The following is a 15,356-nucleotide window of genomic DNA, read 5'->3' as shown; positions in this document are numbered from 1 at the left end:
GTGTGGCGCGACCGGCGCGGATCAGCCGCCGAACTCGCGCAGCCCCTTCAACGCCTGCTCCAGGAGCGCCCGGCGTCCCTCCAGCTCCCGCTCCAGCTTCTGCGCCTTGGCGGTGTTGCCGGCCTCCCGGGCGGTCGCGATCTGGCGCTCCAGCCGGTCCACGGCGTCCTGGAGCTGACCGGTCAGCCCCGCCGCACGGGCCCGTGCCTCGGGGTTGGTGCGGCGCCACTCGGTCTCCTCGGCCTCCTGCACCGCCCGCTCCACGGTCTGGATCCGGCCCTCGATCGCGGCCCGGGACTCCCGGGGGACGTGTCCGATGGCCTCCCAGCGCTCACCGATGGATCGCAACGCGGCCCGCGCCGTCCTCACGTCGCCGATCGGCAGCAGTTTCTCGGCCTCCAGGGCCAGCTCCTCCTTCTTCGCCAGGTTCTCCCGGTACTCGGTGTCGCGCTCGGCGAACACCTCGCCCCGGGCCGCGAAGAAGGCGTCCTGGGCGGCCCGGAACCGGGTCCACAGGTCCTCCTCCGCGTCCCGCTGGGCGCGACCGGCGGCCTTCCACTCCCGCATCAGTTCGCGGTAGCGGGCCGCGGTGGGACCCCAGTCGGTGGAGGAGGACAGGGCCTCGGCCTCGGAGATCAGCTTCTCCTTGCGACGCCGGGTCTCCTCGCGCTGCGAGTCCAGCGCGGCGAAGTGCGCCTTGCGTCGCTTGGAGAAGGCCGAGCGGGCGTGGGAGAAGCGGTGCCACAGCTCGTCGTCGGTCTTCCGGTCCAGCCGGGGAAGGCCCTTCCAGGTGTCCACCAGGGCACGCAAACGCTCCCCGGTGGCCCGCCACTGGTCACCGGCCGCCAGCTCCTCGGCCTCGGCGACCAGGTTCTCCTTGGCCTTCCGGGCCTCCTCGAGTTGCCGGTTGCGCGCGACCTTCCGCTCCTCGCGGCGCTCGTCCACCGTCGCGGTCAGCCGGTCCAGTCGCTTCGACAACGCGTCGAGGTCGCCCACGGCGTGGGCCTCGTCCACCTGTTGCCGGAGGTGGGCGATGGCCGCCAGCGCGTCCTTGGTCGCGAGATCGGTGGTGCGCACCCGGCGCTCCAGCAGTCCGATCTCCACCACGATTCCCTCGTACTTCCGCTCGAAGTAGGCGAGGGCCTCATCGGGCGAGCCCGCCTGCCAGGAGCCGGCGACCTTCTCCCCGTCGGCAGTCCGCACGTACACGGTGCCCGTCTCGTCGACGCGGCCCCACGGGTCGCTGCTCACAGCGCCTCCTCCACCATGACACCGCCGGGATCCGATCCCGTGGTGTCGTCCACAGTGTCCATCCGGCGTTCGGCCGGCACGCCGCGGGGATACGGGGATCCGACGGGCGCGTCCGGTGTGCGGCCGGGAGTCCTCCCGGGTCCCTCGGATCCCTCGGGCCCCGACTCCCGGTCGGGCCGCAGCCGGAGCGGCCCGCACCCCGCAAACATAGGCGACGCGCCGCCCGGCTGTCCGCACCTCGCGGCACCGAAATTGTCCACCTCGCCGCCCCGTCGCGCGTTCGGGGGTGCCCGGGAGGCGCGGGGCGGTGTCGATCCGCCCGGTGTCGTCCTCCGCCGTGCCGTGGCCGGTGCCCCCTTCCGGTCCCGTTCCCGGCGGGGAGAACCGATCGGACGGCCCGGCCCGGTGGCCCGGTGGACGGGCGGCGAGGTGTTCGACCCTCCCGGGCGGCCCCCTGTAGGCTTTCGGGCGCAGGGCGTCCCCGGCGCGTCCGCGATCGGGGCGCCGCGCCCGTCGAGGCTCGATGGAAATCGATAGAGAAGGTGACACCCGTGCTCGTTGCCGGATTCCCCGCGGGGGCCTGGGGCACCAACTGCTACCTGGTGGCCCCCGGACCCGGTGAGGAATGCGTGATCATCGACCCGGGTCACCGGGCCGCCGAAGGCGTCGCGGAAACCGTCGCCCGACACCGCCTCAAGCCGGTCGCGGTGATCCTCACCCACGGACACATCGACCACGTCGCCTCGGTCGTACCGGTCTGCGGCGCCCACGACGTGCCCGCCTGGATCCACCCGCGGGACCGGTACATGCTCTCCGACCCGGAGAAGGCGCTGGGCCGCGCGATCGGTGCCCCCCTGATGGGGGAGCTGACGGTGGGGGAGCCCGACGACCTGCGCGAGCTGACCGACGGCGGAGTGCTGGAGCTGGCCGGCATGGAGTTCTCGGTCGCCCACGCCCCGGGCCATACCAAGGGGTCGGTGACCTACCGGATGCCCGAGGGGCCGGAGTTGCCGCCGGTGTTCTTCTCGGGCGACCTGTTGTTCGCCGGCTCCATCGGACGCACCGACCTTCCCGGCGGCGACCACGACGAGATGATGGACTCCCTCGCCCGTGTGTGCCTGCCGCTGGCCGACGAGACGGTGGTGCTCTCCGGCCACGGGCCGCAGACCACCATCGGCCGCGAGCGGGTCGGCAACCCCTACCTCGGACCCCTGGCCGGGGGTGCCGCCGGGGCCCCCGCCCCGTCACGCCGCCTCCCGTGACCCGGCGGGTCGTACCCCCGTCGTTCCCGGGAACCGCGCCGCGCGTGCCGTCCCCGATGACCATCTGACCCCGCGCCGTGCGGCTCCGCCGGCGCGTCGAGAGCGGAATCCGGATCCCCTGTGAGTACCTTCAAGGCCCCCAAGGGCACCTACGACCTGCTGCCGCCGGACTCCGAGGAGTTCCTGGCCGTCCGCGAGGCCCTGTCGGCACCGCTGCGCCGGGCCGGCTACGGCTACGCCGAGACCCCCGGTTTCGAGGACGTGGAACTCTTCGCCCGCGGTGTGGGCGAGTCCACGGACATCGTCACCAAGGAGATGTACACCCTCACCACCAAGGGCGGCAGCCGCCTGGCGCTGCGCCCCGAGGGCACGGCGTCGGTGTTGCGCGCGGCCCTGGAGGCCAACCTGCACCGTACCGGCAACCTGCCGGTCAAACTGTGGTACTCCGGTTCCTACTACCGCTACGAGCGCCCCCAGAAGGGCCGTTACCGACACTTCTCACAGATCGGCGCGGAGGCGATCGGGGCCGAGGACCCGGCCCTGGACGCCGAGCTGATCGTGTTGGCCGTGGACGCCCATCGCGCCCTGGGCCTGCGGGAGGTTCGGCTGCTGCTCAACTCGCTGGGCGACCGCGCCTGCCGGCCCGTCTACCGGGAGCGTCTCCAGGAGTTCCTGCGCGGCCTGGATCTGGACGAGGAGACCCGGCGGCGGGGGGAGATCAACCCGCTGCGGGTCCTGGACGACAAGCGTCCCGCCGTCCGGGCGCAGCTCGCCGACGCGCCCCTGCTGCGGGATCACCTGTGCGACGCCTGCCGCGGTTACCACGCCCGGGTCCGCGACCTGCTGGACACGGCCGGCGTGGTCTACGAGGACGATCCCGCGCTGGTGCGCGGTCTCGACTATTACACGAGGACCACCTTCGAATTCGTGCACGAGGGGCTGGGCGCGCAGGCCGCGATCGGTGGCGGTGGACGGTACGACGGGCTGTCGGAGATGATCGGCGGCCCCGCGCTGCCCTCGGTCGGTTGGGCGCTGGGCGTGGACCGCACGGTCCTCGCGCTCCGGGCCGAGAACGTGGCGACCGACCGCCCGGCCGCGACCGACGTCTACGCGGTACCGCTCGGCGAGGAGGCCGCCGGCACGCTGTTCGGGCTGGTCACGGACCTGCGGCGGTCCGGGGTGGCGGCCGATCTGGCCTACGGGGGCAAGGGTTTGAAGAACGCGATGAAGTCCGCGGGGCGATCCGGGGCGCGCTGGGCGGTGATCGCCGGTGAGCGGGACCTGGCCGAGGGGGCGGTCCAGCTCAAGGACCTGACCACCGGGGAGCAGGAAGCGGTCGCACTGGACAAGGTGGCGGCGGAGATCGTCCGGCGGCTGGAAACGACCGCTCCGATGTCTTCGTCCGGGACGGAAAGGTGAGGGCCCGGGGCACAATGAGGTGAGTGGGATCCGAGGGGGCGGCGGACGGGGTGATGCCCCGCCGGTCGGGGTCGTGGTGCCGCGTCGCAGGGTGTGACGCGGTGGGACGGAACGCCGCGCGGGTGCGGCGGTGAGGGCTGTCCCATCTCATCGAGGGAACCGAGGACATCGGAGAACATGACGACGACAGCGCCTCCGGACAACGCACCTCCCGCATCCGGAGCCGATCACGGAACCGAGCCCGCTTCACCCGATCCCGCGGGGGTGGGAGCCGGTCGGCCCTTCTCCCTGCTGCTGGTGATCACCGGTTTCCTCGGCCTGCTGGCCGCCTGGGTGATCACGCTCGACAAGTTCAGCCTCCTGGAGGACCCGGACTTCGTGCCGGCGTGCAGCATCAACCCGGTGCTCTCCTGCGGCAACATCATGGAGAGCCGGCAGGCGGAGGTCTTCGGCTTCCCCAACCCGATGCTGGGCATGGTCGCCTACGGCGTGGTCATCGCCATCGGCACGGGGCTGCTGGCCGGGGCCCGCTATCGCCGCTGGTACTGGATGGGCCTGCAGGCCGGCACGCTCTTCGGCGTGGCCTTCTGCACCTGGCTGATGTACCAGTCGCTGTACGTCATCGGCGCCCTGTGTCTGTGGTGCTCCCTGGCCTGGATCGCCACCATCGTCATGTTCTGGTACACCACCGTGCACAACCTGCGGCACCGGATGCTGCCCGCCCCCGAAGGGCTGCGGCGCGGCCTGATGGAGTTCCACTGGGTCCCGCCGGCGCTGCACATCGGCGTCATCGGGATGCTCGTCCTCACCCGCTGGTGGGACTACTGGATCGGCTGAGCGCCACGATCCACCGCATCCACCGGGGCCGGACGAACCATCGGGGTTCGTCCGGCCCCGGTGGATGCGGTGGATAGGGTCGTGGGGTGGAAGCCGACCTGTTCACCGCCGCCGCCGAGGAACGGCGGGAGAAGGATCCCTCCTCCGTGCCGCTGGCGGTCCGGATGCGCCCCCGAACCCTCGACGAGGTCGCCGGGCAGCGGCACCTGCTGCGTCCCGGTTCCCCGCTGCGACGCCTGGTGGCGGGCCGGGCCGGCGGACCTGCCGGGCCCGCCTCGGTCATCCTGTGGGGGCCTCCCGGCACCGGGAAGACGACCCTCGCCTCGATCGTCAGCAACGCCACCGATCGTCGCTTCACCGAATTGTCGGCGATCAGCGCGGGCGTGCGGGAGGTGCGGGCGGTCATCGAGGGGGCCCGTCGCGCGGTGGGCACGCACGGCCGCGAGACCGTGCTCTTCCTGGACGAGATCCACCGCTTCAGCAAGGCGCAGCAGGACTCCCTGCTGCCGGCGGTGGAGAACCGCTGGATCACCCTGATCGCCGCGACCACCGAGAACCCGCATTTCTCGGTGATCACACCGCTGCTCTCCCGTTCCCTGCTGCTCACCCTCGAGCCGTTGACCGAGGAGGACCTGCGGGAGCTGGTACGACGGGCGGTGGCCGGGGAACGCGGCCTGAACGGCACGGTGACCCTTCCGGAGGAGACCGAGCGGCAGCTGCTGAGGTTGGCCGGAGGGGATGCCCGCAGGGCCCTCACGGCCCTGGAGGCCGCCGCCGGCGCCACCCTGGAGGAGAGCGGCACGGAGATCACGCCGGCCGTCCTGGAACGGACGGTGGACCGGGCCGCGGTGGCCTACGACCGGGACGGCGACCAGCACTACGACGTGGCCAGCGCCCTGATCAAGTCGATCCGGGGCTCGGACGCCGACGCGGCCCTGCACTGGCTGGCGCGCATGGTCGACGCGGGGGAGGACCCCCGGTTCATCGCCCGGCGCCTGATGATCGCCGCGAGCGAGGACATCGGCCTGGCCGAGCCGCAGGCCCTGTCCACCGCGGTGGCGGCCGCGCAGGCGGTCGCGATGATCGGTTTCCCGGAGGCCCGGATCATCCTCTCCCAGGCGGTTCTGGCGTTGGCCCTGGCCCCGAAGTCCAACAGTGCCGTGGTGGCGATCGACGAGGCGCTCGGGGACGTCCGGGCCGGGCGCACCGGGCCGGTCCCGGCGCACCTGCGGGACAGCCATTACGCGGGCGCGCGATCCCTGGGGCACGGCGCCGCGTACGTCTACCCGCACGACCTGCCCGGCGGTATCGCCGCCCAGCAGTACGCGCCCGACGCGGCGCGGGGGCGACGCTACTACCGGCCCGGTCGGCACGGGGCGGAGGCCCGCTACGCGGAGGTCTCCGAGCGGGTACGGGCCCGACTGGCGGGGGACGGGCCGACCGCCCGGAGCGGGGGGACGGAGGCGCCGGCGGTGTCCGGGGGAGGCGCGGAGCCGGTCGAGGGCGTGACCGGCCACCCCGGTGGGGGGGACGACCGTACGACGGATGGGGGCGGGGAGGGCTGAGCCCGCGGGCGGCCGCGCCTCTCCCCGGCTCCGGAGAACCGCCGGGCTCCGGGGGAGCCCGGCGGTTCTCCCGGTTCCCGGGCCCGTGGAGCCGTGGCCCGACGGGAGTCGGGCCGTCAGTGGGAGCCCCGATCCGTCGTCGTACCCCGGACGGTGTCGAAGAGTCGGTGCATCGCGCAGCGCAGTTCGGTGGTGTCCCGCACGGGACGCGGGAAGTCGAACCGGGCGTCGAAGCCGGTCGGTCCCCCACCGGGGCGCTCCCCGTCCCAGAAACGCACCCGCAGCCCGAAGCGGTCCAGGGCGAGCGGGGCGACCCGTCCCCGGGCGGCCCGGTCGGCGGTCGCCGGGTCCAGCAGTCGGCACAGGCCGTGCAGGTGCTCCCGGTGCGCGGCCGCGAGGTGCTGCAACAGTTCCGCCTCGTGGCGTGCCAGCGGGTCGGTACGGGCCGCGGAGAACTCCTCCGCGGTCACGTGTTCGGCTCCCCACAGGTCATCGGTGTACGCCTCGCCGACCTCCAGCACGAGCGTCGTGGGTCCCCCGGCATCACCGGGGGAGGGGAACGGGCGCGGGCCGGCGGTCAGTCGCTCCGCGCGAACGGCCTGCTCAGGGGAGGGAACGCGCAACCAACCCGCCACCCAGCCGCGTCCGCGGATCCTGTGGGGGACGGCGACGGGCGCCACGTCTGTGATTTCCATCACGCAGGTGGGCGCGTGGTGCACCCGGTCCGTGACCGCCGAGGCGGCGGGCGAATTCACCTCCACCAGGAGGAATACGGTACCGTCGGTGTCCACGGCACGAATCTCGGAACGGCTGTGCCCTCCTTCGTCGGAGGCAGGTCCCGGGATGACGAGCCTGGCCGATGCGCTTGAATCGGTCATCGTGCGCACGCGCTCCGCGGCCGAAGGTCGCTGGGCGTCGTCCGCCGTGGGGCGCGGCTGACCCGTCTTGGGGCTCCCGGTACGAGACATGTGCACTCCCTGAGATAAGGTAAGGCTAACCTAAGTTACACGGAGGTTCCTCCCACGTGAACCAGTCGCGTCCCAAGGTCAAGAAGTCGCGGGCGCTCGGCGTGGCCCTGACCCCCAAGGCGGTCAAGTACTTCGAGAAGCGCCCCTACCCGCCGGGTGTCCACGGTCGGGGTCGCAAGCAGACCAGTGACTACAAGGTCCGTCTGCTCGAGAAGCAGCGTCTGCGCGCGCAGTACGACATCAGCGAGCGACAGCTGGCCCGTGCCTACGACCGCGCTCGGAAGGTCGACGGCAAGACGGGTGAGGCACTCATCGTCGAGCTCGAGCGCCGTCTGGACGCGCTCGTCCTGCGGGCCGGCCTGGCCCGCACCATCTACCAGTCCCGCCAGATGGTGGTCCACGGCCACATCGAGGTCAACGGCCGGAAGGTGGACAGGCCCTCCTACATCGTCCGTCCGGACGACGTGGTGCGGGTCCGCGAGCGCAGCCGCGAGAAGACCCCCTTCCAGGTCGCCCGTGAGGGTGGCTGGGCCGGTGACGGTGAGACCCCGCGCTACCTGCAGGTCAACCTGCAGGCGCTGGCGTTCCGCCTCGACCGCGACCCGCTGCGCAAGGAGATCCCGGTCATCTGCGACGAGCAGATGGTCGTCGAGTACTACGCCCGCTGATCCCCTCCCGTCGTCCCCGTGACGACGGGAACGGGCGGGTGTACCGGCCCCGCCGGACGGACCGAGAGGCCGTCCGGTGGGGCCGGTCGCGTTCCCGGCGCGGCACGCCGGGCCCCGGCGCCCCCGTGACCCGTAGACTTCGGGGCGCGGGCGGACGCCGCGCCCGACAATCGGTGCGGTCCGTGGGCCCCGGCGCGATAGGCTCGGGAGCCCGGCCCGGGGATTCGAGCGGCGCGCCGGCACGGCCGGTCGGTCCGCCCGACCCGGGTGCCCCGGGAGCCCGTCCCGGGAGCCCGTCCCGAACGGGTGGAGGAAGCCGGGAGAAGCCGGGAAAGCCGAGAGAAACGGTGGGAACGTGTCCGGTGGAGAGGTGGCCGGCCTTCTGGTGGCGGTCTTCTGGGCCATTCTGGTGTCCTTCCTCGCCGTCGTGCTGACCCGGCTCGCCGTCGCACTGCGGGCGGCCACCCGACTGGTGGAGGACCTGACCGAACGGGCGGTCCCCCTGTTGGGCGAGGCCACCGACACCGTGCGCTCCGCGCAGAGCCAGTTGGACCGGGTGGACGCCATCGCGGGAGACATCCGCGAGGTCACCGCCAACGCCTCCGCGCTCTCCACCACCGTCTCCTCGACCTTCGGAGGGCCCCTGGTGAAGGTCGCCGCCTTCGGCTACGGGGTACGTCGCGCGCTGGCCCGGCGCCGAGCCGTTGAGGACCCCGCGGCGGTGACCCCGCCCCGCACCGTGCCCGCCGCCCGACGGGCGGCGCGCCGCTCCCGACGCGGCTGACGGCCGCCGAGAGAGGACCGAGATGTTCCGCCGTACCTTCTGGTTCACCGCGGGCGCCGCGACCGGCATCTGGGCCACCACCCGGGTGCACCGCGCCCTGCGGGCCCTGGAGCCCGACGCGCTGGCCGCCCGCGCCCTGGACCGCGCGGCCCTCGCCGGCCGCCGGGCCCGGACCTTCGCCGGGGACGTCCGCGAGGGCATGGCCCGACGCGAGCGCGAACTCGGCGAGGCGCTGGGCCTGACCGACGACCCCGACGGCGGGGACGCCCGCCGGGTCCGTGCCCTCGGCGCGGGGCTCCCGCCCGGTGCCCTCCCCGGACCGTCCTTCCCCGGGAGGACCGTTCCGGGACGGGCCCTGCCCACCCCGGGCCCTCTTCGGAACCAGACCAACCACCCGACCGGAAAAGAGGACCACTGATGGAGTCGGCCGAAATCCGCCGCCGATGGCTGAGCTTCTTCGAGGAGCGCGGACACACCCCCGTGCCCTCGGCATCGCTCATCGCGGACGACCCGACCCTGCTGCTGATCCCCGCCGGGATGGTGCCCTTCAAGCCCTATTTCCTCGGTGAGGCGGCCCCGCCCGCGCCACGTGTCACCAGCGTGCAGAAGTGCGTCCGCACCCCGGACATCGAGGAGGTGGGCAGGACCACCCGGCACGGCACGTTCTTCCAGATGTGCGGCAACTTCTCCTTCGGCGACTACTTCAAGGAGGGGGCCATCACCCTCGCCTGGGAGTTGCTCACCGCCTCGGTGCCGCAGGGGGGTTACGGCCTGGACCCCGAGCGGTTGTGGATCACGGTCTACGAGGACGACGACGAGGCGGAGACCATTTGGCGGGAGAAGGTCGGTGTACCCGCCGAGCGCATCCAGCGGTTGGGCAAGAAGGACAACTACTGGGACATGGGCGTCCCCGGCCCCTGCGGTCCCTGCTCGGAGATCAACTACGACCGGGGGCCCGACTTCGGCCCGGAGGGCGGCCCGGCCGTCAACGACGAGCGTTACGTGGAGATCTGGAACCTGGTCTTCATGCAGTACGAGCGCGGTCCGGGCGAGGGGAAGGACTACCCCCTCCTCGGCGAGCTGCCCAGCAAGAACATCGACACCGGCCTCGGCCTCGAACGCCTGGCGATGATCCTGCAGGGCGTGCGCAACATGTACGAGACCGACACCCTGCGGGTGCTCATCGACCGCGCCGGCGAACTGACCGGTGTGCGGTACGGCGCCGACGAGCGCAGCGACGTCTCGCTGCGGGTGATCGCCGACCATATGCGCACCGCGGTGATGCTCATCGGCGACGGTGTCACCCCGGGCAACGAGGGCCGCGGCTACGTGCTGCGCCGCATCATGCGCCGGGCCATCCGCAACCTGCGCATCCTCGGCGCCACGGACCCGGTGGCCGGGGAGTTGGTGGACGTGGTCATCACCACGATGGGGCGCCAGTACCCGGAGCTGATCACCGACCGCGGTCGGATCGAGACCGTCGCGCTCGCAGAGGAGGCGGCCTTCCTCAAGACGCTGCGGGCGGGCACCAACATCCTGGACACCGCGGTCTCCGAGACCCGGGACGCCGGTGGTCGGGTACTCCCCGGGGAGAAGGCGTTCCTGCTCCACGACACCTGGGGCTTCCCGATCGACCTCACCCTGGAGATGGCCGCCGAGCAGGGCCTGAGCGTGGACGAGGCCGGCTTCCGTCGGTTGATGACCGAGCAGCGGGAGCGGGCCAAGGCCGACGCGCGGGCCAAGAAGACCGGTCACGCGGACATGTCCGCCTACCGGGGCATCGCGGACGCGTCCGGGACCACCGAGTTCACCGGCTACACCCGCACCGACGGGGAGGCCACGGTCGTCGGTCTGCTGGTGGGCGGGGCCTCCTCGCCGGCCGCGCACGAGGGCGACGCGGTCGAGGTCGTCCTGGACCGCACGCCCTTCTACGCCGAGGGCGGCGGTCAGCTCGCCGACACCGGCCGGATCCGGCTGGACTCCGGTGCGGTGGTCGAGGTCCGCGACGTGCAGCAGCCGGTGCCCGGCGTCACCGTGCACAAGGGCGTCGTCCAGGTCGGCGAGGTGACCGTGGGAGCCGCCGCGCACTGCGCGATCGACGTGGCCCGACGACGTTCCATCGCCCGCGCGCACAGCGCCACCCACCTCACCCACCAGGCGCTGCGCGACGCACTGGGCCCGACCGCCGCGCAGGCGGGGTCGGAGAACGCCCCGGGGCGGTTCCGGTTCGACTTCGGCTCGCCCGCCGCGGTGCCCTCCACCGTGCTCAACGACGTGGAGCAGCGGATCAACGAGGTGCTGGGGCGCGAACTCGACGTCACCGCCGAGATCATGAGCCTGGACGACGCCCGACGGCAGGGCGCCATCGCGGAGTTCGGGGAGAAGTACGGGGAGCGGGTCCGGGTGGTCACCATCGGCGACTTCTCCAAGGAACTGTGCGGTGGCACCCACGTGCACAACACCGCCCAGCTGGGCCTGGTGAAGCTGTTGGGGGAGTCCTCCATCGGCTCCGGCGTGCGCCGGGTGGAGGCGCTGGTGGGCACCGACGCCTACCGCTACCTGGCCCGCGAGCACACGGTCGTCTCGCAGCTCACCGAGTTGCTCAAGGGGCGTCCCGAGGAACTGCCGGAGAAGGTCTCCGGGATGCTGGGCCGGCTGCGGGACGCGGAGAAGGAGATCGACCGCTTCCGCGCCGAGAAGGTCCTGCGGGCGGCCGCCGGGCTGGCCGAGGGCGCGCGGGAGGTGGAGGGCGTAGCGGTGGTGACGGCCCGGGTGCCCGACGGCACCACCGCCGAGGACCTGCGTCGTCTGGTGCTGGACGTGCGGGGCCGCATCCCGGCCTCGCGCCCGGCGGTGGTCGCCCTGTTCACCGTGGTCAAGGACCGGCCGCTGACCGTGATCGCCACCAACGAGGGCGCCCGCGAACGCGGACTGCGCGCCGGCGACCTGGTGCGGGCCGCGGCCAAGGCCCTGGGCGGCGGCGGGGGCGGCAAGCCCGATGTCGCGCAGGGTGGCGGCCAGAACCCGGCCGCCGTCGACGAGGCGGTGGAGGCCGTCGAGCGGCTCGTGGCCGGGCGGTCCTGATGCGCCGCGGCCGCCGGTTGGCGATCGATGTCGGCGAGGCCCGGATCGGGGTCGCCTCCTGCGACCCCGACGGGGTGCTGGCGACCCCGGTGGAGACCGTGCCCGGCCGTGACGTCCCGGCGGCCCGGCGCCGGCTCCTCGCCCTGGTGGCGGAGTACGACCCGGTGGAGGTGGTGGTGGGGCTCCCGCGTTCGCTCAGCGGGGCGGAGGGCCCCGCCGCCCGGCGGACCCGGGAGTTCGCCGGGCGGCTGGCGGGCGAACTGGCCGCGGCGCCCGTACCGGTGCCGGTGCGGTTGGTGGATGAACGCATGACGACGGTGACCGCCGCCGAACGGATGAGGTCCGCCGGGGTGAATGCCCGGCGGGGACGTTCACGGATCGATCAGGCGGCAGCGGTGGAGATCCTGCAGCACGCACTGGAGATCGAACGCTCCACGGGTGGTCCTCCGGGGCAGTGCGTCGAAGTGGTTGTCTGATCGCGGTACGGTAACGTTCCGCAGGACACCGCAGCCATTCGAACATTCCCGGTCGGTCGAAGGGATGTTCGGCCCCCGGGGTCCGGATCCCGGGGCCGGCTGCCGCCCGGCGTCACAAGGGGATCGATGACTGAGTATGGCCGGGGCTCCGGCTCCGAACCGTGGCACCCCGCGGACCCGCTCTACGGGGACGTGCCCCGGGGTGGTGACCCCGGTGCCGCCCCCGATGGCCGGGCCCCCGCCGGACACGGCCACCCCCCCGACGGGCAACAGCAGTGGTCCGGTGACCCCGACGGGGGGTACGGCTATCCGCAGCAGGGCCAGGGCCAGGACGGCGGTTGGTACGGGGAGGCGCAGTCCGCGGCCCCGCAGAGTCCGCAGCACGGTGGCGGTGACGGCTGGTACGACCCCAATGGGGGGTACGGCTATCCGCAGCAGGGCCAGGGCCAGGACGGCGGTTGGTACGGGGAGGCGCAGTCCGCGGCCCCGCAGAGTCCGCAGCACGGTGGCGGTGACGGCTGGTACGACCCCAATGGGGGGTACGGCTATCCGCAGCAGGGCCAGGGCCAGGACGGCGGTTGGTACGGGGAAGCGCGGTCCGCGGCCCCGCAGGGCCCCGACAGCTGGGGCGGTGCCCCCGGAGCCGGGAACCCTCCCGCGCAGGACGGGTATCCCCCGTCCGGGGCGCCCGGGGGCCGTGCGGAGGGCAACGCCCGCGGCACGGCCAACCCCCCGGGGGCGGACCCCGAGACCGGCTGGGACCCCGGGCCGGACCAGGGGGAACACGACTTCTTCACCAGCGGCTTCGGCCACGACGAGGCCCCCGCCTCCCGCCGTACCGTACGGCGCCGTGGCGGTCGGGAGCAGGCGGACCCCCTCGACGACCGGGACGTCCCCGGTGGTTCCCGTGGTTCCCGCCGTTCCGACGGTCTCGACGATCCGGAGGCCGCCGAGGCCCCGGGCCCGGGGGACTTCGACGACCGGGACGACCCGCGGAAGCGCACCGGCCGCGGCGGCCGCCCCAAGCGGCGTGCCGGCTGCGGGTGCCTGGCCGCCCTGGTGCTGGTCACCGGTGGTCTGGGCATCGCCGTGCACCAGGGATACCAGTTCTACAACAGCCGGTTCGCCGCCCCCGAGGACTTCGCCGGGGAGGGCACCGAATCGGTGCAGGTGGAGATCCCGCCGGGTTCCTCGATCGCGCAGATGGGCAACATCCTCAAGGACGCCGGCGTGGTCAAGAGTGTCGGTGCCTTCATCTCCGCCGCCGGTGAGAGCAACATCCAGGCCGGTGTCTACAGCCTGCGTCTGGAGATGTCCGCCGCCTCCGCGGTGAACGCGCTCACCGACCCCTCGGCCCTCAACGTCCTCACCATCCCCGAGGGGATGCGTGCGGAACAGATCTACCAGGCCATCGACGAGCGGCTCGGGGTGCCCGAGGGCACCACGCGGGAGGCCGCCGCCCTCGGCGACTTCGACCTGCCCGAATGGGCCGACAGCCACCCCGACATCAAGGACCCGCTGGAGGGCTTCCTCTTCCCCGCCCGGTACGACGTGGCCGAGGGCATGGACCCGGAGGACGTGTTGGCCCGGATGGTGGAACGGGCGGTGACCGTCTACGAGGGCTACGGCATCGAGGACGCCGCGGCCGGACTGGGGCTGGAGTCCCCCCTGCAGGTGCTCAGCGTCGCCAGCCTGGTGCAGGCCGAGGGCATCACCTACGACGACTTCCAGCAGATGGCCGAGGTCGTCTACAACCGGCTCGAGCCGGACAACGACGTCACCAACCGGAAACTGGAATTCGACTCCACGTACAACTACCTGATGGGGCAGAGCGAGATCCGCATCACCGAGCGGGAGATCCACTCCAACCGGGATCCGTACAACACCTACGTCCACACCGGTCTGCCGCCGGGCCCGATCGGCAATCCGGGTGAGGTCGCCATCGAGGCCAGTCTCGACCCGACCGACGAGGGGTGGATGTTCTTCATCTCCATCGACGGGGAGAAGACCACCTTCACCCGCACGCTGGACGAGCACGAGGAGTTGAGGAAGGAGTTCAATGAGCGCCAGGGCATCGGTTGAGCACCGTCGGGCCGCGGTGCTGGGCTGCCCGATCACCCACTCCCTGTCGCCGGAACTCCACCGGGCGGCCCACGCGGCCCTCGGTCTGACCGGCTGGAGCTACGACCGGTTCGAGGTGGACGAGACGGCGCTCCCCGGTTTCGTCGCCGGTCTGGGACGGGAGTGGGCGGGCCTCTCCCTCACCATGCCGCTCAAGCGAGCGGTCATCCCGTTGCTGGACCGGGTGGGGGAGAGCGCCGTGGCGGTGGAGGCGGTCAACACCCTGGTGTTCGACCCCGACGCCGGCCGGATCGGCGAGAACACCGACGTACCCGGCCTGGTCGCGGCCCTCGCCGAACGCGGCGTCCATCGGGTGCCGACCGCGGCCGTCCTGGGGGGCGGGGCCACCGCCGCCTCCACCCTCGCCGCACTGGCCTCGATCTGCGAGGGTGAGGTGGTGGCGCACGTGCGCGGTGCCCATCGTGTCGCCGAGATGCTCGCGCTCGGCGAGCGGCTGGGTGTGAGGGTGCGTCCCGAGCCCTGGGAACGGGCCGCCGACTCCCTGCACCTGCCGCTGGTGGTCTCCACCACCCCGGCCGGTGCCTGCGACGCCCTCGCCGACGTGGTGCCCGCGGCCCCGGGCACCCTCTTCGACGTGCTCTACGAACCCTGGCCGACCCGGCTGGCAGCGGCCTGGGACCGTCGGGGCGGAACGGTCCTCGGCGGGCTGGACCTGCTGGTCCACCAGGCGGTGCTCCAGGTCGAGTTGATGACCGGTCGCGTCCCGGGACCGCTCGCCGCCATGCGGGAGGCGGGGGAGCGCGCCCTGGCGGCGCGGGGCGACGGAGGGTCGCTCGGGCCCCCCTCGGGCCCGGTCGTCCGGGCCTGACGCCGCCCCCGGGCCCGGACCGCCTGGACCGATGGCGGAGCCCGGGCTCCGGTGGACCGGGAGCGTCCCCGCCCGTGACCGCGTCCGTACCC

The 15,356-nt window shown here is 72.9% G+C and carries 13 protein-coding genes; 11 read left to right on the top strand and 2 right to left on the bottom strand.

Going from position 1 to position 15,356, the window contains the following annotated elements; translation table 11 throughout:
• Positions 1-21: 21 nt before the first annotated feature.
• A complete protein-coding gene (locus tag LZF96_RS05885) occupies positions 22-1,251 on the bottom strand; it encodes a DUF349 domain-containing protein (RefSeq protein WP_233866453.1) in 1,230 nt (409 codons plus the stop codon).
• Positions 1,252-1,802: 551 nt separating this feature from the next.
• On the opposite strand from LZF96_RS05885, the gene LZF96_RS05880 reads away from it, so the two are divergent.
• From LZF96_RS05880 to LZF96_RS05865, 4 genes are all read left to right on the top strand, one after another.
• Positions 1,803-2,513, top strand: a complete 711-nt coding sequence (locus LZF96_RS05880) for an MBL fold metallo-hydrolase (protein ID WP_233866450.1) — start codon at positions 1,803-1,805, stop codon at positions 2,511-2,513.
• Between the two features lie 120 nt (positions 2,514-2,633).
• Positions 2,634-3,932 carry a histidine--tRNA ligase gene (hisS, locus tag LZF96_RS05875; RefSeq protein ID WP_233866447.1) on the top strand — a complete coding sequence of 433 codons (1,299 nt, stop codon included), beginning with the start codon at positions 2,634-2,636 and terminating at the stop codon, positions 3,930-3,932.
• Positions 3,933-4,109: 177 nt separating this feature from the next.
• Positions 4,110-4,769, top strand: a complete 660-nt coding sequence (locus LZF96_RS05870) for a vitamin K epoxide reductase family protein (RefSeq protein ID WP_233866444.1) — start codon at positions 4,110-4,112, stop codon at positions 4,767-4,769.
• Positions 4,770-4,855: 86 nt separating this feature from the next.
• A complete protein-coding gene (locus LZF96_RS05865) occupies positions 4,856-6,334 on the top strand; it encodes a replication-associated recombination protein A (RefSeq protein ID WP_233866441.1) in 1,479 nt (492 codons plus the stop codon).
• A gap of 116 nt (positions 6,335-6,450) precedes the next feature.
• Here the strand turns inward: LZF96_RS05865 and LZF96_RS05860 are convergent, their stop codons facing one another.
• Positions 6,451-7,212 (bottom strand): DUF2470 domain-containing protein, encoded by a 762-nt coding sequence (locus tag LZF96_RS05860; protein WP_267940514.1) that lies wholly within the window; start codon positions 7,210-7,212, stop codon positions 6,451-6,453.
• Between the two features lie 146 nt (positions 7,213-7,358).
• On the opposite strand from LZF96_RS05860, the gene rpsD reads away from it, so the two are divergent.
• The 7 genes from rpsD (at position 7,359) to LZF96_RS05825 (ending at position 15,264) form a co-directional block, all read left to right on the top strand.
• Entirely contained in the window at positions 7,359-7,970 is a 612-nt protein-coding gene (rpsD, locus tag LZF96_RS05855) for a 30S ribosomal protein S4 (protein ID WP_233866436.1), read from the top strand.
• Positions 7,971-8,325: 355 nt separating this feature from the next.
• Complete coding sequence (locus LZF96_RS05850) at positions 8,326-8,754, top strand: DUF948 domain-containing protein (RefSeq protein ID WP_233866424.1); 429 nt, start codon at positions 8,326-8,328, stop codon at positions 8,752-8,754.
• Positions 8,755-8,776: 22 nt separating this feature from the next.
• Entirely contained in the window at positions 8,777-9,172 is a 396-nt protein-coding gene (locus LZF96_RS05845; protein WP_233866422.1) for a DUF6167 family protein, read from the top strand.
• The gene (gene alaS / locus LZF96_RS05840; protein ID WP_233866420.1) at positions 9,172-11,838 is read left to right on the top strand and encodes an alanine--tRNA ligase; all 2,667 of its coding nucleotides are present in this window, start codon (positions 9,172-9,174) and stop codon (positions 11,836-11,838) included. Before LZF96_RS05845 ends, alaS begins: the two co-directional genes overlap by 1 nt.
• Complete coding sequence (gene ruvX, locus LZF96_RS05835) at positions 11,838-12,314, top strand: Holliday junction resolvase RuvX (protein WP_233866418.1); 477 nt, start codon at positions 11,838-11,840, stop codon at positions 12,312-12,314. Before alaS ends, ruvX begins: the two co-directional genes overlap by 1 nt.
• A 126-nt stretch (positions 12,315-12,440) precedes the next feature.
• Positions 12,441-14,396, top strand: a complete 1,956-nt coding sequence (gene mltG, locus LZF96_RS05830; RefSeq protein WP_233866415.1) for an endolytic transglycosylase MltG — start codon at positions 12,441-12,443, stop codon at positions 14,394-14,396.
• The gene (locus LZF96_RS05825; protein ID WP_233866412.1) at positions 14,374-15,264 is read left to right on the top strand and encodes a shikimate dehydrogenase; all 891 of its coding nucleotides are present in this window, start codon (positions 14,374-14,376) and stop codon (positions 15,262-15,264) included. The genes mltG and LZF96_RS05825 overlap by 23 nt, the downstream gene beginning before the upstream one ends.
• Positions 15,265-15,356 lie beyond the last annotated feature (92 nt).

Source organism: Streptomyces sp. ST2-7A, assembly GCF_021390475.1.
In the GTDB taxonomy this organism is placed as follows: domain Bacteria; phylum Actinomycetota; class Actinomycetes; order Streptomycetales; family Streptomycetaceae; genus Streptomyces.
Note: the sequence above shows the minus strand (reverse complement) of the source record. Positions and strands in the feature narration are given on the sequence as shown.